Origin of the sequence: Candidatus Laterigemmans baculatus, from assembly GCF_010367455.1 — a bacterium.
GTDB lineage: Bacteria > Planctomycetota > Planctomycetia > Pirellulales > Pirellulaceae > Laterigemmans > Laterigemmans baculatus.
In genome coordinates, this window is the sequence record NZ_WRPR01000042.1 from 109989 (window position 1) to 131689 (window position 21701).

Annotated in this window: 17 protein-coding genes; 14 read left to right on the plus strand and 3 right to left on the minus strand. The window is 64.8% G+C overall.

Translation table 11 applies throughout. The features are described from left to right. Nucleotides 1-235: 235 nt before the first annotated feature. On the plus strand, nucleotides 236-1411 hold the full coding sequence (locus GNK13_RS09125; RefSeq protein ID WP_164102203.1) for an FAD-dependent oxidoreductase: 1176 nt from the start codon (nucleotides 236-238) through the stop codon (nucleotides 1409-1411). 180 nt (nucleotides 1412-1591) lie between these two features. Here the strand turns inward: GNK13_RS09125 and GNK13_RS09130 are convergent, their stop codons facing one another. After that, nucleotides 1592-3241 carry a family 16 glycoside hydrolase gene (locus GNK13_RS09130; protein WP_164102204.1) on the minus strand — a complete coding sequence of 550 codons (1650 nt, stop codon included), beginning with the start codon at nucleotides 3239-3241 and terminating at the stop codon, nucleotides 1592-1594. 167 nt (nucleotides 3242-3408) lie between these two features. On the opposite strand from GNK13_RS09130, the gene hemB reads away from it, so the two are divergent. Continuing rightward, the gene (gene hemB / locus GNK13_RS09135) at nucleotides 3409-4416 is read left to right on the plus strand and encodes a porphobilinogen synthase (RefSeq protein WP_164102205.1); all 1008 of its coding nucleotides are present in this window, start codon (nucleotides 3409-3411) and stop codon (nucleotides 4414-4416) included. Nucleotides 4417-4561: 145 nt separating this feature from the next. On the opposite strand, the gene GNK13_RS09140 is transcribed toward hemB, so the two are convergent. Beyond that, entirely contained in the window at nucleotides 4562-4912 is a 351-nt protein-coding gene (locus tag GNK13_RS09140; RefSeq protein ID WP_164102206.1) for a cupin domain-containing protein, read from the minus strand. Between the two features lie 55 nt (nucleotides 4913-4967). On the opposite strand from GNK13_RS09140, the gene GNK13_RS09145 reads away from it, so the two are divergent. The 3 genes from GNK13_RS09145 (at nucleotide 4968) to GNK13_RS09155 (ending at nucleotide 7677) form a co-directional block, all read left to right on the plus strand. After that, on the plus strand, nucleotides 4968-5696 hold the full coding sequence (locus tag GNK13_RS09145; protein ID WP_164102207.1) for a methyltransferase domain-containing protein: 729 nt from the start codon (nucleotides 4968-4970) through the stop codon (nucleotides 5694-5696). Nucleotides 5697-6186: 490 nt separating this feature from the next. Continuing rightward, nucleotides 6187-7137 (plus strand): DUF1559 domain-containing protein, encoded by a 951-nt coding sequence (locus GNK13_RS09150; RefSeq protein ID WP_164102337.1) that lies wholly within the window; start codon nucleotides 6187-6189, stop codon nucleotides 7135-7137. A gap of 111 nt (nucleotides 7138-7248) precedes the next feature. Then, nucleotides 7249-7677, plus strand: a complete 429-nt coding sequence (locus tag GNK13_RS09155; RefSeq protein ID WP_164102208.1) for a hypothetical protein — start codon at nucleotides 7249-7251, stop codon at nucleotides 7675-7677. Between the two features lie 31 nt (nucleotides 7678-7708). On the opposite strand, the gene GNK13_RS09160 is transcribed toward GNK13_RS09155, so the two are convergent. Beyond that, entirely contained in the window at nucleotides 7709-10474 is a 2766-nt protein-coding gene (locus GNK13_RS09160; protein ID WP_164102209.1) for a S8 family peptidase, read from the minus strand. A 166-nt stretch (nucleotides 10475-10640) separates the two neighbouring features. Here GNK13_RS09160 and GNK13_RS09165 point away from each other — a divergent pair, with 166 nt between their 5' ends. The 9 genes from GNK13_RS09165 to GNK13_RS09205 all read left to right on the plus strand — a co-directional run bounded on the left by GNK13_RS09165 (nucleotide 10641) and on the right by GNK13_RS09205 (nucleotide 21688). Next, entirely contained in the window at nucleotides 10641-11180 is a 540-nt protein-coding gene (locus GNK13_RS09165; RefSeq protein WP_164102210.1) for a hypothetical protein, read from the plus strand. Nucleotides 11181-11477: 297 nt separating this feature from the next. Continuing rightward, nucleotides 11478-13343 carry a glutamine--fructose-6-phosphate transaminase (isomerizing) gene (gene glmS / locus GNK13_RS09170; RefSeq protein ID WP_164102211.1) on the plus strand — a complete coding sequence of 622 codons (1866 nt, stop codon included), beginning with the start codon at nucleotides 11478-11480 and terminating at the stop codon, nucleotides 13341-13343. Nucleotides 13344-13380: 37 nt separating this feature from the next. Continuing rightward, a complete protein-coding gene (locus tag GNK13_RS09175; protein ID WP_164102212.1) occupies nucleotides 13381-13575 on the plus strand; it encodes a hypothetical protein in 195 nt (64 codons plus the stop codon). Nucleotides 13576-13627: 52 nt separating this feature from the next. After that, nucleotides 13628-14638, plus strand: coding sequence for an NAD-dependent epimerase (locus GNK13_RS09180; RefSeq protein ID WP_164102213.1), 1011 nt, complete (start codon nucleotides 13628-13630; stop codon nucleotides 14636-14638). Nucleotides 14639-14865: 227 nt separating this feature from the next. Continuing rightward, nucleotides 14866-16299: a 3-isopropylmalate dehydratase large subunit gene (gene leuC, locus GNK13_RS09185; protein WP_164102214.1), complete on the plus strand. Its 1434-nt coding sequence runs from the start codon at nucleotides 14866-14868 to the stop codon at nucleotides 16297-16299. A 174-nt stretch (nucleotides 16300-16473) separates the two neighbouring features. Further along, nucleotides 16474-17061 carry a 3-isopropylmalate dehydratase small subunit gene (gene leuD / locus GNK13_RS09190; protein ID WP_164102215.1) on the plus strand — a complete coding sequence of 196 codons (588 nt, stop codon included), beginning with the start codon at nucleotides 16474-16476 and terminating at the stop codon, nucleotides 17059-17061. Nucleotides 17062-17623: 562 nt separating this feature from the next. After that, on the plus strand, nucleotides 17624-19504 hold the full coding sequence (locus GNK13_RS09195) for an efflux RND transporter periplasmic adaptor subunit (RefSeq protein ID WP_164102216.1): 1881 nt from the start codon (nucleotides 17624-17626) through the stop codon (nucleotides 19502-19504). A 1-nt stretch (nucleotide 19505) separates the two neighbouring features. Continuing rightward, complete coding sequence (locus GNK13_RS09200) at nucleotides 19506-20348, plus strand: ABC transporter ATP-binding protein (RefSeq protein WP_390622506.1); 843 nt, start codon at nucleotides 19506-19508, stop codon at nucleotides 20346-20348. Nucleotides 20349-20353: 5 nt separating this feature from the next. After that, the gene (locus GNK13_RS09205) at nucleotides 20354-21688 is read left to right on the plus strand and encodes an ABC transporter permease (RefSeq protein WP_164102218.1); all 1335 of its coding nucleotides are present in this window, start codon (nucleotides 20354-20356) and stop codon (nucleotides 21686-21688) included. Nucleotides 21689-21701 lie beyond the last annotated feature (13 nt).

The following is a 21701-nucleotide window of genomic DNA, read 5'->3' on the forward strand; positions in this document are numbered from 1 at the left end:
TGACAGAGAAACCGATCCGCGCCGCAGCGAGAACCTGAACAACCACGAGAGCGTCAGGGGGTAGCAATGCATGCGGCGGTTGCAGTTTGGGGGGGGCGGCAAGAGGAAGTACGTCCTATCTTACTGAATTGGACGATTATGCATACGGCATTTTTTGCCGCGACCATCGGTTCGACCGCAGGCCGGCCGCTGCGGATAACGAGCCGCCGCTCCGGATAACCAGAAAGCGACTGCGATGCCCGAAGTGGTGATTGTCGGAGGAGGACTCGCCGGACTCGCCTGCGCCACGCGGCTCGCCCAAGCGGGCATCGACTTCCGGCTGCTCGAAGCGAGCGACCGCGTTGGCGGACGCGTGCGGACCGACTCCGCCGAAGGTCTCCATCGAGCCGGGCGATTTCAGCTCGATCAGGGATTCCAGTTCCTCGACCCCGACGATCCGCTCCTCGGCCCGTGGCTCGATTACGACCAGCTGCGGCTCCGCAAGTTCGATCCCCAGCTCTCGGTTCGCACCGGCCAAGGGTTCCAAAAACTCCCCGCTGGGACACCGCTGCCAAGCCCCTGCCGGTTCTGGACGCGGATGCTGCGGCCGTTCACCAGCGGCGAGCCAGCGGTGCCGGCCGATGGAATCGCGGCCATCCCGCGGCAGTTGGCCGAGCGGCTGCCCCGCGGCTCGCTCGCCCTGGAGCACACGGTGGTCCAGCTGCAGCTGAACGGCATGAACGGGGACGATGTGAACGGGGACGATGTGAACGGGGGCGGTGTCAAACTGAGTGACGGTCGCTCGCTCGCGGCCCGCGTCGTGGTCCTGGCGACCGAGAGCCCCGCGGCCCAGCGGCTCACGCAGCGGCTCGCCAGCAGCGGCTCGCCTTTCGACACGCCCTGGGACGCCGCTCTGACAATCTACTTTGCCGCCGACGCGGCAGCGCTCGGAGCGTGGCCGGCCGCCGAGCGCGGGCTGTTGCTCGCCGGCGCGGAGGATCCAGGTTCCTTTCACCCCGCGGCCCCCATTCACCCCGCGCCGCCCATTCATCACGTAACTCTGCTCAGCCGCGTCGCCCCGGAGTACGCCCCGCCGGGCCGCGTCCTCGTCTCGGTCAGCTTGGCCATCGACGAAGGCGATCGCCGTTCGCTGCCGATCGGCACACCGCTCGTGGAAGGCGTCCGCGACCAGCTGCGGTCGTGGTTCGGCGGCGTGGTCGACGCCTGGCAGCATCTGCGGACCTACTCCATTCCCTATGCGGCCCCGGCGGAATATTTTGGCAGCAAGGAAACGCCCCCGAGTGTCGAGCCGTTCGGCGAAGCCGGCCCGGTCGTCTGCGGCGACCATCGCGAAGCGGGGACGATGGCCGGAGCCCTCAGCAGCGGCGAGCGAGCCGCCGAAGCAGTCCAGCGGCGGCTGGGGGGACCATGAGCCGTAGGCGCTAGCCTCGGGTGGCGCATCAGCCGCCACGCTTCTTGCGTCCGGTTCTCACGGATGTTGCATCAGCCGCCACGCTTCTTGCGTCCGGTTCTCATGGCATATTCGGGAACCGGGGGCTAGCGCCCGGCGGCTGATCACCACACCGGACGCCCGCGTTACCTGACGTCCACCTCACTCCAGCACCGCGTCGTCGGGCAGGGGCCGGATCTGGAGGTTCCGCCAGCGGACTTCGAACGGGCCTTCGTCCTTGCCGATCGAGTGGACTTGCAGCCCGAGAAACCCTTCCTGCGACGATTCTTTGTCGCTCAAGTCCTCGATCTTTTGGCCGTTGACCCAGGTCTGCAGGCGGGGACCGACGGCGCGGACCAAGTATTGATTCCACTGGCCGTTCTGGAACGCGTTCTCGATCGAGTGCGATTTGCTCAGCCAGTTGCGGCCGGTTCCTTCGCTGTAGAGATAACCCGCTTCGCCGGGAGACGATTCGATTTCGACTTGGGGTCCATGCACCCGTCCATTCTTGACGCTGGAGAGGCTTTTGGAGCGGATCTGGACTCCCGAGTTCAGTCCCTCGTCGAGTTTCACTTCGAAGCTCAGCTCAAAGTTGTGATAATCCCGCTCGGTGCAGAGGAACGAATTGGGGCTGCCGACGGTGGTTCGCCCGACGATCACGCCATCCTCGACCGTGTACCGCGCGGTGCCGTTCTTCTGTGCCCAGCCCTGCAGGTTTTGCCCGTTGAAGAGGGGCATCCAGCCGGCGGTCCCGGGCTCCGGTGGGGCGCTGGCCGAAATCCGCGTGGCTGCCGGGGCATTCGATGTCTGCGAGGCTTTCCCGCGATTCGGAGCGGAGATCAGGGTCGCCGGATCGCGGACCGCCGGCGCGTCGCTCGGGAGCGTCTGGCGGTCGACTGCCGGGAGGGTGACTTCGCCGGTCGCAGCCCATTCGGTGCCGCGCTGCAAGGTGACCTGAAAAGCAACGCCTCGCATCGCCGTGGTGTCGTGGCCGAGCGTCGTATGGAAGACGCGTCCCTGGCCATACTCGACCGCCATCAGGATCGGTTCATGCTCGCCGCTGCCACCGGTGCTCGGGTCGCTGTAGGCGGTCGCCAGGACGTCCAAGTTCTCGGCCGGTCCGCGGAGCTGGCCGTACAATTCGTCCTCGGCCTGCATCCAACTTCTGGGCAACCCGCGAGTGATCGGGTGCTCGGCGTTTCGCACGACGACCAGGAACGGGTGCCGTCGGCCGTGGCTGCCTCCGCGCCCGGGCGTCGGGTCGCGGACGATCTGGTTGTCTCGCCAGCGAAGGTACGGCCCGTCCTTCTCGGTGCGGCCTCCCCAGCCGCCGAGCCCGATCATCCGGTTGTAGGCGGGCCACTCCGGAAACGCGTTGTCGGCCGCATGGACGCTGACGAAGCCACCACCGCCCGACACGTAAGCTTCAAACGCTGCTTGCGTCGCGGGGCTCCACGGCTGGCCGTTGTAATTCGAGACGACGACATCGTAGCGGCTGAACTCGGGCTTGAAGCCGCTCATGTCGCCGCCGGCCGGTGGCGTGGTGACGACGTCGACCGTGAACCGCCGCCTCTCCCCTGTCTCAGCATCCCCTGCCTCAGCCCCGCCTGCCTCAGCACCGCCTGCCTCAGCACCCTCAAGCGTCTGGACGATCAGCGGCGTCGTCTCTTCCCACTTGTGGTTGTTCTGGCCGTCGATCAGGAGCACCCGCAGCGGCTCGCCGGCTTCGGCAATTCCCGCTGCGTGCAGCATCAGGAATGGGGCGAAGAGCAGTCTCGCGAGTGAAGTCGGCAGCAGGGTGGGGCGAGGCATGGAGTGCTTTCGGGGCGACGAGGGGAGTGGAGGAGGTATTCTGTCCTTCCCAGGGCACCGGTATTTTGAACTCCGACTGGTCCCGGGGCAACATTCGCGCAACCCGGGAAGCGCAATTCCGCCGACCCTGGCCGAGCAACGCTGGCCGATCGAAGTAGAGCAACCGCATGTTCAGTTTTGTCCGAGGCTCGTATCCGCAGACCCGCCTTCGCCGCTCTCGGCGGCACCCGTGGTCCCGCCGCCTGGTTCGCGAGACGAGGCTCACGGTCGACGACCTGATCTGGCCGATTTTCGTCCGCGACTTCGCCGAGGGGCGGGAGCCGGTACCGAGCATGCCCGGGGTGCACCGCTTGGGTCGCGCCGATGCGGTGCGGGCGGCGGCCGAAGCGGTGGAGCTGGGGATCCCGGCGATCGCAGTTTTTCCGGCAACCGATCCGCGGCTCAAAAGCGAAGACGCTCGCGAGGCGGTCAATCCCGAGAACCTCGTCTGTCGAACGGTCCGCGCGATCAAAGCCGAAGTGGGCGATTCGCTGGGAGTGATCTGCGACGTCGCCCTCGATCCCTACAGCAGCCATGGCCAAGACGGGCTGGTCGAAGGGGGATACGTGACGAACGATCGCACGGTCGAGCTGCTCTGTCGCCAAGCGGTCGTGCAGGCCGAAGCGGGCTGCGACGTGGCGGCCCCGAGTGACATGATGGATGGCCGCGTGGGAGCGATCCGCCGAGCGCTCGACGAAGCCGGATATCTCGACGTGCAGATCATGTCGTACGCCGCCAAGTACGCGAGCGCTTTCTATGGCCCCTTCCGCGATGCGGTCGGCTCGGCCGCCAATCTCGGCGGTGGAGATAAAAAGACGTACCAGCAGGATCCGTCCAATGGCGACGAGGCGCTGCACGAAGTCGCGCTCGACCTCGGCGAGGGAGCCGACAGCGTGATGATTAAGCCGGGGATGCCCTATCTCGACTTGGTCCACCGCGTCAAAGCGACTTTCGGCGTGCCGACCTACGCGTATCAAGTCAGTGGCGAGTACGCGATGATCACCGCGGCAGCCGAGCAAGGCTGGCTCGACCGCGACTCGGCCCTGCTCGAGAGTCTGCTGGCGTTCAAGCGGGCCGGAGCCGACGGGGTGCTGAGCTATTTTGCCCCCGAAGCGGCGAGGTTGCTGAGGAGGTGACGGCGGTTGGCATGTCGCCGGCTGCCGCGTTGCCCACACATCAGCCGCCACGCGCTAGCGTCCGGTTCCAGCCGTGTTTTGGCAAACCGGGGGCTAGCGCCCGGCGGCTGATGAACAAATTGCGGTCCCCCAGCCCCAACCAACCTCACTCCGCCTCGGGGGGCCGGTCTTGGGCGTTGTCCTGGGCCGGGGGGCTGGTCGCTTCGATCGCACGGAGCGGTTCGAGCACCCGGTACGCGTGCTCGGCACCGGCCGGTACGATCCAGGCATCGCCCGCTTTGAGGCTCGTCTTTTCGCCCTGAATCGTCAGCTCCACGCGGCCCTCGAGCACGTAGCCGACGGTTTCGTACGAACGGGTGCGCGGGCGATCCGGCTCGCCAGCCGGTTCGTTCCACATCCGCATCGCGACGTGCGTGCCACGGGCGAGGTGAATTTGTCCCATCTCGCCTTTGACCGCGGTTTCGGCGTCACCGTGCTTGCGTAGATCGAGACCCATGGGGAAAGGCTCCCTTTCGAGCTGTTGCCAGTTGAGCTGTGTGTTGCCTCCAGGAATGCAAACGTTGGACCAAGCGAACCGCTCCGCCGCCGAGGACTCGCCCCCTTCTTCGCACCGCCAGTTGCGGCTGGAGCAGCGGGCTTCGCAGCGGTTCCGTTGGCACTGGGCGCCGCAGCGGATCGCTGGCCGAGTGTGGCGGGTCGCCACCGCTTCGGATCCCGATGGGATGCTGGTCGAGGCCTGCCGCCGTCAGGATGCTGGGGAGCAGGGAGTGATCGATCCCTTTTGGGCGACGGTTTGGCGAGCCGCCGCGGGGCTCGATCAGTTTCTCGAGGCGTACGAGCTCGAGAACCGCCGCGTCCTGGAGCTGGGCTGCGGAACGGGCCGCGCGGGACTCGCTGCAGCGCTACGGGGAGCCGACGTCGTGCTGACCGATGGCGTCAGCGATCCGCTGCTGCTGGTCCAGCTGACCGTTGCCCCACTCGGCCGGCGGTGCCACGTCCGTCGCTTGCGGTTCGGGATCGATCGGCTCTCGGGCGAGCCGTTTCCGCTGATCCTCGGTTCCGACGTGACCTATCTTCGCCAGCTCTGGCCCGAGCTCGATGCGTGTTTGAAGACGCATCTCGCCCCCGGCGGTGAAGTGCTGCTCAGCGACCCCTACCGCTTGATCGCCAACGAGTTTCGCGAGTGGATCGTGGGACAGGGCTGGCGGTACGAGGAACACGCGGTGCAGCTCGCCGACGACCCCGAGCACCCGATCCGCGTAATGCGGCTCCGCCGGTAGCGGCGGAGCCTTCGGCCGCATTATTTATCAGCCGCCGGGCGCTAGCCCCCGGTTCTCGAAAACGCGGTGAGAACCGGACGCTAGCGCGTGGCGGCTGATACTCGCTCTGCCTCCAGGCGGACGCCCCCCCTCATGATAGAGCCCCCGTTTTGGGCCTTCATTTTTTCTGTGTTGGGTAAGACATCTTTGCATTTTCTTAACTACGATTTTCCGCAGGCAGATTTTTCTTTCTTTCACCCGCAAATTTGCTGCGGTGGTTGTTAAGGAGATTTGCTGCTGCCGGTTAATTCCCGACGGCGGTATGCAGCAGCAGAGGCTGCCCCGGAGTCGATCGAGGTCGGTTGCGACCGGCCTCGCTCGTCGGACTCGACTCCCTCCTCGCCGGCGCTTGCCGACTCGATCTTTGTCGGCAGTTGCAAGCATCGTGTGTTAACGAAGGGTGAAATGCACTCTTCGAGTCATTGTTATTTAGATATGTCTGGAGAAAAGCATGGTACGTCGCGGTCCCAGATTGGGATTCACGCTCGTCGAGTTGTTGGTCGTTATCGCCATCATTGGGGTATTGGTCGGACTGCTGTTGCCTGCCGTTCAGTCGGCTCGCGAAGCAGCGCGACGGATGCAGTGTGGGAACAACCTGAAGCAGATCGGGTTGGCGCTGCACAACTACGAATCGACCTTCAAAACGTTGCCGCCAGGTGGGATTGCTGCCAACGAAGCAACAACCCAGACGCTGATCCTGCCCTTCATCGAGGCGGGCAACAATCATGAGTTGTTCGATTTCAGCAGGAGATTGAACAGCGACCCAGTCAACGCGCCCGCGATCCGGCAGACGCTGTCGATCTACGAATGCCCTTCGCATCCCGATGATGCGCCCGGCTTTAGCTATGCCGGTCAAGCCGTTTACATGCAGAACATGGGCGGCTTGGCTCCTCACGACAACCGTACGGCCGTCTTTCCTTACAATCGCGCGGTCAAATTTGGTGAAATCACCGACGGCTTGAGCAACACTGTAGCCTTCTCGGAAATCAAGAAGGGCGTCTACAACGGTGGTTCCAGCCTGGGGACCTACACGCGAGATTCGCAAGAATACCTTCGGACGGCGACGAATCTGAGCGGTTGGACCACCGATATGGATACGACCTATCCGATGGCGTGTGATGATCCCGGAGCGAGCGCGTGGCGGTATCGCGGGTTGCAGTATTACCGGGCCTTGGTGGTTGCGACTTTCTACAACCACACCTTGACCCCGAATTCGCGGTTCCGCGACTGCATTAAAGGCGGGAGCTTGAATGGTGGTCACTTGGCTGCTCGTAGCTTCCACCCGGGTGGAGTGCAGTCGGTCCGCTGCGACGGCTCGGTGAGCTTTGGTGCGGAATCGATCGACGGCCGCGTCTGGTTGGCGCTCGGGACGGCCAACGGCGGCGAAGTGGTCGAGCAGTAATCACGCGTCCGATTTAGCCTCGCGTAAATCTTTTTCGGTCTTCTCATAACGCAGCACCACTCTCGGGTGGTGCTGCGATTGTTTTTCTTGCATCTCTTATAACGGTTTCCGATGAGACTTTTGCTTTTGGTGATGAATGGAGCGCTGCTCCCATTTCTGGCGGGCTGTGGAAGCGAAGCGGAGGGGCCGCATCTGGTTCCCGCTGCAGGCGAGTTGACTTATCAAGGAAAGCCGCTTGAGGGTTACGAGGTCTTCTTGCAGCCCACTTCGCCCGAGGAGCCACGGGCGGGTGGTGTGACCGATGCCGAGGGGAAGTTTGTGCTGCAGACGGTCGGCGAAGATGGAGCGCAGCCGGGAGACTATCGCGTCTACATCGTGAAGCAGATGGAAGAATTGGCGGGCGAGCCGGGCCGCGAGGTGCCGATGAGCCAGCCCGCCGCGCGATCGGTGTTGCCGAAGAAGTATGAGGATCCCGATACATCCGGATTGGAAGTTACGATTCCCGAGGCGGGCGATCAGGCGATCGCTCTCGAGCTGTAAGACGAACGGCTTTCTTGCAGCGTCGCGGAGACTACTCCTCTTCTCCAAACTCCGCGAACAGATCCTTAAGAAGCTCCCGCTCCGCCTCGGGGTTTCCCAGCGGCGGCGGGAGGATTGCCGCCGGGGAGTTCGGTAGGCTGGCCATCGAACCAACGAGCGGGCCGGCCAAATGAAGCAGCTCGCGAACCCGCCACGCTTCCGGCTCTTCGGCTTCGGGGGTGAGTTCGCTGGCGGCGTCGCTCTTCGTCAACCCGCCGAGAAACTGCACCGCGACCCCGGCCGAGTAGCTTTCGGTTTGCTCGAAGCCGCGAGCCGCTCGGCTCTGTCCGGCATCGTTGCGGAGTTCGGTCAGCCCTGGGCTTTGGTGCCAGCGGCCCGCTCCGTGGTCGTCGGCGTAGAGCGTCGCGCGGTCGTGGCCGCCGGCGGTCGCATGTCCGGTGACCGAGTCGAAGCTGCGGGCCTGGGCGTAATATCCCTGGCCGCTGATCCAGGCCGATTCGGCCGAGGCGGTCATCCGGTCGTCGCCAGCGGAGTCGTAGAGGTTGGCCACGTCGTGGCCGCCGGCGGTGGCGTAGGCATAGACCCGCTCGAAACCGTAGGCGGAGTTAAAAAACTCGCCCCCGCGGAGGCTCACAAACTGGGGCCGAACCGCCAGCTGGTCGTCCTCCGGCGAGTCGTGCAAAAACGCCATGTCCGCTCCACCGGCAGTGGCATGCACGTAGACCCGCTGCACGTTGCTGACTTCGTAGCGGAAGCCGGCCCCCTCGAGCATCGCTTGCCCGGGACGGGCTTCGAGCCGATCGTTGCCGCGGGTGTCATAGAGATAGGCTCGATCGGAGCCGCCGCTCCCCTCGTACCGCACGTCCTCAAAGCCGCGGAGGACGAAGCTGCGGTCGCCTGCGGTGAGCGTTCCATCGGCATACGGATTGAGGACCAGTCGAGCGGCGGCCGCCGAACTGGTGATCCGCAGCGCATCGGCTCCCGAACCTCCGTCGATGACTCCCGAGGTGACTTCTCCAGCAGCGAAGGCGTACTCGAGATTGCCGATCCGCGCGACTACTCCATCGCTCACGTCGAGCCCGATCTCCGGGTCTCCCGCGACGCTGCTCAGCTGCAAACGTCCCTCGTGCACGCCGACCACGTTGGCCAGCCGGACCGCAGCCGACCCATCGGGCGAGCTGTTGAGCGGTGAAGCGATCGAGATCGAGAGCTTCTGATCAGCGACGACCCGAACGTCGATCTGTCCCGTAGCCGGAGCGTCGCCATTCCAAAGCACGTTCCCGCTGGCATCCTCGATCCGCACCGCCCCTCGATCCGCTTCGGTTTCGAAGGCGACCGAGAACAGCCCGCTGCGAACGGCCGTGGCATGAATCGTCGTGGCATGAATCGTCGTGGCACCGCCGAGTTCGACTCGCGACCATTCGACGTGCCCCAAGTCGATCGGATCGGTGTCGAGTTGGGCGGGGTCGAGTGGGGGCGTTTGCGGCGGAGTCGAGTCGCCTGGATCTGCGGGGCCGGGCGCGGGACTCTCGGGCGTTGTCGGGCCCGGCGTGCCAGTGCTCCCCAGCACCGAATCGATCGCGGCGGCCAAGTTCACTTCGTAGTATCGCGTGCCGGTCGCTGGATCGACGCGCTCGTCAGCCGTTTGCTGCAGCCGCTCGAGCATCTCGTCGAGGGTGGCGTCGTGGCCGGTTTCCGCAAAAGCTTCGCGGAGCAGAACGGAGGCGGCGGCGATTTGAGGGGCGGCCATGCTGGTGCCGTTGGCGGCATGATAATCGTTGACCTCGCCGTCCCAGCCGAGCACGTGGTCGGGGACCGAGCTGGTGACGCCGCGGCCGACGGTCGTGAGCATTGCGTCGCTCCGCTGCGAGAACGAGCTCAGCGAGCCATCCGCATCGACGCTGCCGACGGCCCAGGTGTGCGGGCTCGAGGCGGGATAGGTCAGACGGTCGGGAAAGGCCGAGTCGTAGGCATTACCGGCGGCAGCGACGACCAGGATGCTGGCCTCCCGCAGCTGCGCGAGTTCGTCTTCCAGCTGGATTTGGACATCGGCGGCGAGCGCGTCGGGAAGCAGCGTTCCGATCGAGATGTTGACGGTGGTGATCGGAGAAGCGAACGTGTCGCGGTTGTCGTAAACCCACTGCAGCGCCGACTCGATCCAGTCGAGCGAGCCCACGCCGGCGTCATCGAAGACGCGGAGCGCGACCAAGTCCGCCCCCGGCGCAATCCCTGAGAGCGAGTCGCTTTGGCCGCCGATCAGCCCGGCCACGTGGGTCCCGTGAAAACCGGCCGGCGCGTCGTCGTACGGGTCCGCGTCCCCTTCGGCAAAATCCCAGCCGCCGACGACGCGGTAGCCAGGGCCGAAGCCTCCGCCGAGGGCGACGTGGTCCCAAGCGATGCCGCTGTCGATCACGGCCACCGTTTGCCCCGCGCCGCTCAAGCCATAGCTGCCGCGGACCGCTGCCGCTTGCTCGAGTAGCGGCGGAAGCTCCGCGAAGCTCGACGCCGAGCTCGACGAGAGCAGCTGCGGATCGGTGCCCTGCACGTCGCCCGCCTGCGAGTCGAAGGGTTGGCAAAAGTTCGCGATTGCGTTGGCGTTGAAATCGTTGGCGTTGAAATCGTCGCTGTGGAGGGCCGACAGGGCATCGAGCAGCAGATCGGCTCCGGGATTGGCCGAGAGGGCCAGCCGGGGTTCGAAGGCGAGAATCCGGCGAAGCGGTTTCGCGATGGCCGGAGCCGAGCGGCGCGGCGGTCGGCGCCCACAATCGTCGGCGGGAGGCTGCGAACAAGAGGCCATCGTTCCACGGGGGAGAGCAGGGGGGAGGGTGTTGAAGCGACCGGATGGGCAAACATAGGTCGCCGAATTCCTTCGAGAAGGATTGAACTTGGGCCGCCGGCCGATCCGAGAAAATAGGTCGAGTCGTCCCATTCGCACCAACCGGCAAGCCGAGGAAGTTGGAGTCATGTCGCTGGCCCGCTTCTGGTCCTCATTGAAACTGCTGCACTTCTCGAAACCCGCCGCAGACCGGCCGCTGTACCAGGCGGTGCGGGGGCGGGTGATCCAGAGTGTTTTGGAACTTCGCATCGGTACGGGAGAGCGGTCCGAGCGGCTGATCGGTTGGCTTCGCGAGCAGGGCTCCGAAGGCACGATCCGCTACGCCGCGGTCGACCCGTTCGAGGCTGGCGGAGCGGGGCACCTGGGGTTGAAGGAGTTCCATAGCCGACTGGGGCGGCTCGGCGCACGGCCGCTGCCGGTGCCGCTGGCCGGCTCGCTGGCGATGGCTCTGACCCGCGTCGCCCACACGATCGGAGCGGTCGACCTGCTGGTGCTCGACGGTTCCGAGGCGGAGCTGAACGACCCGGCAGTGCTGCACGTGCTCTCGCGACTGGTCCGCGAGGACTCGCTCGTGCTCACCCGCAACGAGGCCAGCGGAGCGCTCGAGGTGCAGCCGGCGGCCCGCTTTGCCGAAGCGGGCGATCCGCAGCGGCGTGCTGCCGCCTAGCGTGCAAAATCAGTGAAATCAGCCGTCACGCGCTAGCGTCCGGTTCTCACGGCGTTTTCGGGAACCGGGGGCTAGCGCCCGGCGGCTGATGATTAATCCGAGCTAGCGCCCGGCGGCTGATGAACGGACTCTGCCTAATTCGAAAAATTCATCCAAGCTGCACATTTGCCACTTTCCGGTCTGAGAAAATAGCGGTTGGGCTGGCGGTTCCGCCGAGTGCCCCTTTAGTATCGTACGCTATTGGATCTGGAGACCCCTCGATCGAAGGGGCTTCTCTTTCTCGGAAGTGAGTCCGAAATGTGCGGCATCGTCGGCTACATCGGTCCAGCCTCGGCAGCGACGTTTTTGCTCCAGGGGCTGCGGCGGCTCGAGTACCGCGGCTACGACAGTTCCGGAGTCGCGACGCTCGACGGGAACGGCCTGCAGGTCCGGCGGGCCGTGGGGCGGATCGACGAGCTGGCAGCGCGGCTCGACTGCAATCCGCCGCTCGGTTCGATCGGAATCGGCCACACGCGGTGGGCCACGCACGGGCCGGCGACCGAAGAGAATGCTCACCCGCACCTCGGCGGCGATGGTCTCGTCGCAGTGGTCCACAATGGGGTGATCGAGAACCATCAGCAGCTCAAGGACGATCTGCTCGCCAAGGGCTACCGGTTCCATTCGGCGACCGACTCCGAAGCGATCGCCCATCTGATCGCCGAAGCCCTGCAACAGACCGCCTCCGGCGACAGCCAGGCAGGTGACGACGAGAGCCGCTATGTCGAGGCGGTTCGCCGGGCGATCGCCCAGCTCCGCGGGACGTACGGCATCGCGGTCGTTTTCCGCGACCGGCCCGATTTGATCATCGCCGCCCGCTTTGGCAGCCCGCTGGTGGTCGGTGTCGGGCGGGGGGAGCATTTCCTCGCTTCGGACGCGTCGCCGCTGGTCGGGCACACCGACCGGATCGTCTACTTGGCCGATCACCAGCTGGCGGTGCTCAAAGCGAATCAGCTGAGCGTGATCCATCGCGACCAGGGGAAGGTCGATCTGCATGTCCGGCCGCTAGAGATCGAAGCCGACGAGGTCTCGCTCGAGGGCTTTGATCACTACATGCTCAAGGAGATCTACGAGCAGCCCACGGCGATCCGCAACGCGATGCGCGGCCGCTTGGATGCCGAGCACGCGACCGCGCTGTTCGGCGGCCTCAACCTCACGCCCCAGCAGCTGCGGAGCATCGACCGGATCGTGCTCACCGGGTGTGGGACGAGCTGGCACTCGGCGCTGGTCGGGGAGTACTTGATCGAAGAGCTGGCTCGGATCCCGGTCGAGGTCGAGTACGCCAGCGAGCTTCGCTACCGCAATCCGCCGCTCGATTCGGGGACGCTCGTCTTCGGGATCACTCAGAGCGGCGAGACGGCCGACACGCTCGCCGCGCTGCGGGAGATGAAACGCAAAGGGCACCGCACGCTGGCGATCTGCAATGTCGTCGCCAGCTCGATTGCCCAAGCGGCCGATGGCGGCGTCTACCTCCATGCCGGTCCCGAGATCGGAGTGGCCAGCACGAAAGCCTACACCTCGCAGTGCTGCGTGCTGGCGATGCTGGCGCTCTATTTGGGGCGGCTGCGGCATCTGAGCTTCGAGGCGGGAGAGCGGATCATTGCCGAGCTGCAGAGCCTGCCTGGAGCGGTCCAGCAGGCGCTCGCGTGCGATGAGCAGGTCCGTCAAGTCGCCGAAAAATATAAAGACGCGACGAACTTTCTCTATCTCGGCCGTCAGTACAACTTCCCCACGGCGCTCGAGGGAGCACTGAAGCTGAAGGAAATCAGCTACATCCATGCCGAGGGTTATCCGGCCGCCGAAATGAAGCATGGGCCGATCGCCCTGGTCGATGCCGACACGCCGAGCGTGTTCATCATTCCCCGCGGCACGACGTATGAAAAAGTGATGGCCAACGTCGAAGAGGTCAAAGCCCGCGGCGGACCGATCATCGCGATCGCCTGTCACGACGATCCCCGCGTCGCCAGCCTCGCCGACGACGTGATTCGGATCCCCCAGATGCCCGAGTACCTGCAGCCGATCGTCTCGGTCGTGCCGCTGCAGTTGCTCTCCTACCACATCGCGCTGCTGCGGGGTTGCGATGTCGACAAGCCCCGCAACTTGGCCAAGAGTGTCACGGTGGAGTGAACTGAATCGTTGCGTCGTAATTTCGGAGGAATGAACCATGAAAACGACTGGACTGAGCTACAACTCGCGCAAAGCCCTGATGGTCAACATCGGGGAATCGGCCGGAAATGAAATCGCCAACCTGATCCAGCGGATGGCGGGCGAGATCGAGGAGTTGCGGCGGACCAAAGTGAACGTGACGAGGATCGTTCCCAGCCAAGAGCCGCATGCGGTTTTCGACGAACCGCTCTGACTGCGTTGGCTTGCTCTGTGTTGTCCCAATCAGCGTTGAAGTTGACTTCTTGATGCGTACATATCTCGTCACGGGTACTGCCGGATTTATCGGTTTTCATCTCGCCGAATACCTTCTCGCCCGCGGCCATCGGGTCGTCGGGCTCGACGTGGTCAATGACTACTACAGCGTCCAATTGAAGGAGGACCGGCTGGCACGGCTGGAGGCTCGCGAGGGCTTTCGGAACTACCGCGTCGAACTGGCCGATACGGCGGCCGTGGCCGACATCTTCGACCGCCACCAGTTCGACCGCGTGGTGCATCTGGCCGCCCAGGCCGGTGTCCGCTATTCGCTGGAAAATCCCCACGCCTACGCCCAGAGCAATCTGGTCGGATTCCTGAACATCCTCGAGGGCTGTCGGCACCACCAAGTGCCCCACCTGACGTACGCCAGCAGCAGCAGCGTCTACGGGGCCAACACGACGATGCCCTTCTCGGTCCACCAGAACGTGGACCATCCGCTGAGCCTCTACGCGGCGACCAAGAAGTCGAACGAACTGATGGCCCACACCTACAGCCATCTGTACGGGCTGCCGACGACCGGGCTGCGGTTCTTCACCGTCTACGGTCCCTGGGGCCGGCCGGACATGGCGCTGTTCCTGTTCACCAAAGCGATCCTCGCGGGCGAACCGATTCAGGTCTTCAACGAAGGGCGGATGCGGCGCGACTTCACCTACATCGACGACATCGTCGAAGGGGTCTTTCGGACCGCCGAACAAATTGCCACCCCCAACCCCGAATGGTCCTCGGCCGCTCCCGATCCCGGCAGTAGCGCCGTGCCCTACCGGATCTACAACATCGGCAACAACAACCCGGTCGAGCTCGGCGACTTCATCCAAGCCATCGAGCGGGCGATCGGCAAACCGGCCAAGAAAGAGCTGCTGCCGATGCAGCCCGGCGACGTCCCGGCGACCTACGCTGATATCGAAGCCCTCGAGCAGGCGGTCGGCTTCCGCCCCCGCACGTCGATCGAGCACGGCGTCGAACAGTTCGTCCGCTGGTACCGAGAGTACTACGGGGTCTAAGGCCCGTTGAGTCCCTTGAGCCGTAGGCGCTAGCCTCGGGTGAGCCGTAGGCGCTAGCCTCGGGCCTCGCAACCCCGGAATCTGCGCTGCAGCACCCGCGGCTAGCGCCGTCGGCTCAAGAGGGCTGCCAGCCCCCCGAGCCCCGTTAGCCCTTCTGAGTTTTGGCTCGGGGAGATAAAGTAGAGGGTTCTCCAACCTCTCTACTCGCTTTAAGACTCCACACGCCAATGAGCGATTCAGCGACCCGGGGCCTCCCGCGGACGATGTTCGAGAAGATCTGGGACAACCACGTTGTCCATGCGGAACCCGGCCGACAAGCGATTCTGTATATCGATCTTCATCTGGTTCACGAAGTCACCAGCCCGCAGGCGTTCGAGGGTTTGCGGCTCGCCGGGCGGCGCGTCCGCCGGCCGGAGCGGACGATTGCCACGCCCGACCACAACGTGCCGACCAGCGACCGGAGCTTGCCGATCGCCGATGAAATCGCTCGCAAACAGATTGAGACGCTCCGCCAGAACTGCGGCGAGTTCGGTGTCGAGTTGCTCGATATCCACGACGTCCGCCAGGGGATCGTGCACGTCATCGGGCCGGAGAACGGCTATACCCAGCCGGGAATGACGATCGTCTGCGGCGACAGCCACACGGCCACTCATGGCGCGTTCGGGGCTCTCGCCTTCGGGATCGGCACGAGCGAAGTCGAGCACGTGCTGGCGACCCAGACGCTGCTGCAGGCGAAACCGAAGACGTTCGAGCTGCGGGTCGACGGAGAGCTGCCGCGGGGGGTCACCGCCAAGGACTTGATCCTCTACTTGATCGGCCAGATCGGGACCGCTGGCGGAACCGGCTACGTGCTGGAGTTCACCGGCGACTGCATCCGCCGCACGTCGATGGAAGAGCGGATGACGATCTGCAACATGTCGATCGAAGCGGGCGCGCGGGCCGGGATGATCGCCCCGGACGAGAAGACTTTCGAATATCTCCGCGGGCGTCCCAAAGCGCCGGCCGATTTCGATGCGGCGGTCGAGCGATGGCGGCAACTGCCCACCGATCCCGGCGCGAGCTACGACCGCTCTCAGGTCTTCCGCGGCGAAGATATCCAGCCGCAGGTCACGTGGGGGACCAACCCGGGCCAGGTCCAAAGCATCTCCGATGCGATTCCCGATCCCGCCTCGATGTCCGATCCGACCGAGCAGAAATCGGCGGCCCAGGCGCTCGAGTACATGGGGCTGCGGGCCGGCACCTCGATGACCGACGTGGCGGTCGATCGCGTTTTCATCGGGTCCTGCACCAACGCCCGGATCGAGGACTTGCGGGCCGCTGCGGCCGTCGCTCGCGGGCACCGGGTGAGCAGCCAAGTCAACGCGATGATCGTGCCGGGAAGCGGCCAGGTGAAACGGCAAGCCGAAGCCGAAGGACTCGACCGGATCTTCAAGGAAGCGGGATTCGACTGGCGAGAAGCCGGGTGCAGCATGTGCCTGGCGATGAACCCGGACAAGCTGGCCCCCGGCGAACGGTGTGCGAGCACCAGCAACCGCAACTTCGAAGGTCGCCAAGGCAAGGGCGGACTGACCCACCTGGTCAGCCCGGCGATGGCCGCCGCGGCCGCGATCGAAGGCCATTTCGTCGACATCCGCCAGTGGAACTACCGCGGCGCCGACTGACCCATACGTCAGTCCCACGTACGTCAGCCTTTCCAGGCTGACCCAAAACGCCACCCTCCCCCCCGGGAGGGTCGGGCTCTCAGGCCCGGGGAGGGCCGCCGGTCCTCTCCGCTCCTCCCGCGAAACCACCCGTCGCCGCGGACTCCCCTCATCCCTCAACACACCCCCTTTCCCATGCAAGCCTTCACCGTGCACCAAGGCGTCGTCGCGACGCTCGATCGCGCCAACGTCGATACCGACCAGATCATCCCCAAGCAGTTCCTCAAACGCATTGAGCGGAGCGGGTTCGGGCAGTTCCTGTTTTTTGACTGGCGATTTGCCGCCGACGGCTCTCCGAACCCCGCCTTCGAGCTCAACCGGCCCGAGTGGTCCGAGGCGTCGATCCTGGTCACCCGCCGCAACTTCGGCAGCGGCAGCAGCCGGGAACACGCCGTCTGGGCGCTCGCCGATTACGGGTTCCGCTGCGTGATCGCTCCCTCGTTCGCCGACATCTTCTTCAACAACTGCTTCAAGAACGGCGTCCTGCCGATCGCCCTCACCGAAGCGGACATCGACGAACTGTTCGAGCGGGCCGAGACCCACCTGCCGTATCGCTTGACGGTCGATCTGGAGAATTGCCGGATCCGCGACGAGCACGGTTTTGAGCGGCCGTTCGAGATCGAGCCGTTCCGCCGCGAATGCTTGCTGCACGGGCTGGATGACATCGGGCTGACGCTTCAGCACGAAGACAAGATCACCGCCTTCGAAGCGGCCCAAGGCTGAGAGCCGCGGTAGGGGTTGCGGCAGGCCGTCATGGAACAGTCTGTCAAATCAGCCGCCACGCTTCTTGCGTCCGGTTCTCCAATCCGCTGAGCGCTTCTATTACCCTCCCCCCGGGAGGGTCGGGCTCTCAGGCCCGGAGAGGGTCCGCTGAGTCTGTCCCTATCGAAGGCTCTCCGTCCCGCATTACCCTCCCCGCTCGTTCCTCGCGACCCTCCCGGGGGGAGGGTGTCATTCTTGTTTCCTGACAGCCCCTCTCTGCCTCCGCCCCCTCGAGCGAAACCGCGGGCGTTTCGCGGGGTTTCAACCGAAGCCCCGCCTCTCTTCTGCCGGTTTGGGAACTGGGTCTGGACTGCGGGGGTGGCTTTCGCCGCGCTGCGAAAGTGGAAGAACTCGGGAAATTGAACCGTGACTCGTTGCGGACCTTACAGTAGTTTGAAAGGAGTCGCTAAGTAGGCCTGCAGGAGTCGCGGGCCCACTTGGACCGATTCCCACCGGTGCGGAGCTGTCTGCCGCGCCAGCCCCTCCAATCGCTCCAATCTCGCCTCCGTGGGAGTGCCCCCAAATGGCGCTATCTTCGATTTCGGACCCCGCGGCACGTCGTGGGGGAATCGTCTTCTCACTGTTGTTGCTGCTGTGCGTCGCATCGGTGGCGGCCGGCGGCTACTACTATTACCAGGGGTCGGCGGAGGAAGGGGTCCGCGAGTCGGAGCTGATCCTACAGCCGGTCTCCCGCGGCCGCTTCGATCACGTCGTGCTCGAGCAGGGGGAGATCGAGAGCAGCAGTAACACCGAGATCATCTGCGAAGTCGAGTCGCGCGGCGGCGCGGGGACGGCGATCCTGTGGGTGATCGACGAAGGCTCGCGAGTCGAGAAGGGGGAGAAGCTGGTCGAACTCGACTCCTCGCAGCTCGAAACCGAACTGAAACAGCAAAAGATCATCGTCAGCAATGCTCAGGCCGCCTTGAGCAGCGCCGAAGCGACGGTCAAACAAGCCACGATCGCTCGCCAAGAATACCTTCAAGGGACCTACACGACCGAAGAAAAGGCGATCGAGAGCGAGATCGCCGTGGCCGAGCAGGAACTTCGCAAAGCCCAGCTGAATCTCCGCAGCACCGAGCGGATGGTTGCCAAGGGGCTGGTCAACTCGCTGCAGATGACCGGCGATCAATTCGGCGTCGTCAATGCCCAAAGCGTGCTCGAGGCGGCTCGCGGGCGGCTCAAAGTCCTCCAGGAACTGACCCGCGAGAAGATGCTCGTCCAGTTCGACAGCGACATCAACGCCGCCCAAGCCGCCCAAGAAGCGGCTCGCAGCACCTTGCTCGAAGAGCAGGAGAAGCTGGCCGACCTCGAGCAGCAGATTACCGCCTGCGTGATCTACGCACCGTCGGATGGCGTGGTCGTGCACAGCAACCGCTACAGCAGCCGCGGTGGGAACGCCGAGTTCGTGGTCGAGCCCGGTGCGATCGTCCGCGAACGGCAAGCCATCATCCAGCTCCCCGACCCCAGCAAAATGCAGGTCGTTGCCAAAATCAACGAGTCGCGGATCACCCTCGTTCGCGAAGGCATGCCGGCTCGGATTCGCGTCGACGCGGCTGCCGGCATGGAATTGCTCGGACGCGTCAAAAAGGTCAATCGCTACGCCGAACCGGGCAGCTGGTTCAGCTCGTCGATCAAGGAGTACGCCTGTGCGATCGAGATCGTCGATCCGCCGGACGACATCCGGACCGGGATGACCGCCGAAGTGCGGATCTTCGTCGAGCAGCAGCCCGACGCCCTGCAGATGCCGATCCAAGGCATCTACGAGCACTTCGGTGACACCTTCACCCTGGTGCGGACGCCGCAAGGGAAATTCGAAACCCGGGAAGTCGACATCGGAGCCACCAACGACAGCATGGCGACGATCCGCGGCGGAGTCGAAGACGGCGAGTTGGTCGTCTTGAACCTCCGCAGCCACCTCGATCTGATGAACCTCCCGACCCCCGAGGAGTCTCCCGAAGAGCTACTCGCCGCCCAGTTGGAAAACCGCCGCAGTGGAGAGGCGGCCGACGCCGATGGACCCTCCGACGCGAGCAGCCGCCCAGCTGCCAGTCCCGGTGCTGCGGGGGCTGGTGCTGCCAGTCCCGGTGCTGCGGGGGCCGGTGCTGCGGGGGCCGGTGCTGCGGGCCCCGGCGGGGGAGGCCCGCCCTCGGCCGCGGCGATGGTGGCGACGACGTTTGAAAAATTCGATACCGACGCCGACGGGACGCTCAGCAGCGAGGAGATCGCGGCGATGGACGAGCGGGCGAAGCGCCGGGCCGAAGGGGCTGACAGCGACGGCGACGGCGACGGGAAGGTCAGCCGCAGCGAGCTGACCTCGGCCACGGCCAAATTCGTGGCCCGCCTCCAGCAGCAACCCGGCGGCGGATTTTCCGGCAACGACGGAGGAGGCTCGGGTGCCCAGTAACTTGCAGCCCTATCCGCCGCCGCACACGCCCGGTTCCGAGGGAGCTGAGGCTGCCAACGCTTCGTCGCACGCGGGCCAGCGACCGCTGGCGACTTCGATCCGCAATCTCACCAAAGAGTACGTGCTCAAGAGTGAGACGGTCCGGGCGCTTCGCGGCATCTCCTTCGACGTACCCGAAGGCGACTTCGTGGCCATCATGGGACCGTCGGGAAGCGGCAAGAGCACGTTGCTGAACCTGCTCGGTTGCCTCGACCAACCCTCCAGCGGCCAATTGCTGCTCGGCGACGACGACGTCTCGCGGATGAGCGACGATCAGCTGGCCGAAGTTCGCAGCCGCCGGATCGGGTTTGTCTTTCAGTCGTACAATCTGATCCAGCAGTTGACGGTCGTCGAGAACATCCAAGTCCCGCTGTACTACCAAGGCCGGCTGGGAAACCATGAACGGCAGCGGTGCATCGAGCTGGCCAAGCTGGTCGGACTCGGGGAACGGCTCGACCACCGTCCCGCGCAGCTCTCCGGTGGTCAGCAGCAACGCGTCGCGATCGCCCGCTCGCTGGTCAACGATCCCTACTTCGTGTTGGCCGACGAAGCGACCGGTAACCTCGATTCGAAAACGACCGAAGAGATCCTCTCGCTGTTCGATGATCTGAACGAGAAAGAGGGGCGGACGATCATCATGGTCACCCACGAGGACGAAGTGGCGGCTCGCGCCAAACGCGTGGTCCGCCTCAAGGACGGGTTGCTGCAGTCGGACAAGACGAACTCCGAAGCCGACCGGACCGTGGCCCGCGAGCGTCAACGGCAAGCCGTGCTCGAGCTGATCGCCCGCGAGGAAAGCGAGTAACCGCCATGCTCTGGCTTCGCACCGTCCAGCTCGGCGTCAAAAGTCTGCTGCTGCATCCGCTCCGCAGCGGGCTGACCATGCTCGGCATCATGATCGGTGTCTGGGCAGTGATCGTGCTCGCCGCGGTCAGCCAGGGAGCCAGCAACCAAGTCGTCAGGCAGATCGAATCGCTCGGGGCCGACACGATCATCGTGCGGAGCGTCAAACCGCCGAGCGAAAAAATGCAGGGTTCGGCGGCCAGCCAGTATGGACTCCGCCGCGCCGAGCTCGACAAGCTGCTCTCGACCGTCCCGACGATCCGCAACGCGGTGCCGATCCGCGAGATCCGTCGCCAGTTCACCTACAAAGACCGCGTCGTCGATGGTCGCTTGGTGGGCTGCACGCCGGAGTACGCCGACGTCAATCGCTTGCATCTGGTCGACCCCGATACGATGTCGTTCATCACCGACATCCATAACTATCAGCGGGCCACGGTCTGCGTCTTGGCAGCCAGCGTGGCTGAAGAGCTGTTCCCCTACGAGAACCCGATCGGGCTGCGAGTCTACGTTCCCGAGCACACCGACTACTACACCGTGATCGGCGTCCTCCAGCATCGCGATCCCTCAGCGGCGATCGGCGGCTCGCTCGACTCGCAAGACTTTTCCGGCGACATCTACATTCCGATCAAGACGCTCCAGCAGCGGATCGGCGACACGATCTACACTCGCCGCAGCGGATCGCGCGAGATGGAGATCATGGAGCTGAATCAGATCACGCTCAAAGTCGATTCGGTCGACAACGTCGAATCGACCGCCGAACTGGTCAAGAACACGCTGATGCCGGCCCACGAAGCGATGAGCGACGTGGCGGTCGTGGTCCCCAAGGAGCTGCTCAAGCAAGCCGAAAACCTGCGGGTGATGTTCCTCGGGATCGGGATCCTGATCGCCTGCATCTCGCTGCTCGTCGGCGGCATCGGGATCATGAACATCATGCTCGCCAGCGTCACCGAACGGACGCGCGAGATCGGCATCCGCCGCGCTCTGGGGGCCAAGCGGAGGGACATCACGCGGCAGTTCTTGGTCGAGACGTTCGTCCTCAGCTTGGCCGGAGCCGTCCTCGGAACGCTGCTCGGGTTGCTTGGACCGATGATGTATTCCGGCTTGATCTGGGGCGTGAAGTACTTTGCCGCCGATAAGTTTGCGGCCCTGCCGGAGACGATTCGCGAGGCTCAGCCGACGATCGTGCTGATCACGATCCCGGTGGCGATCGCGATCGCCGTCGGCGTGGGGCTGATCAGCGGCCTCTATCCGGCCGTCCGCGCCGCCCGAATGAACCCGATCGAAGCCCTCCGCCACGAGTAAGATAGTCGCCTTT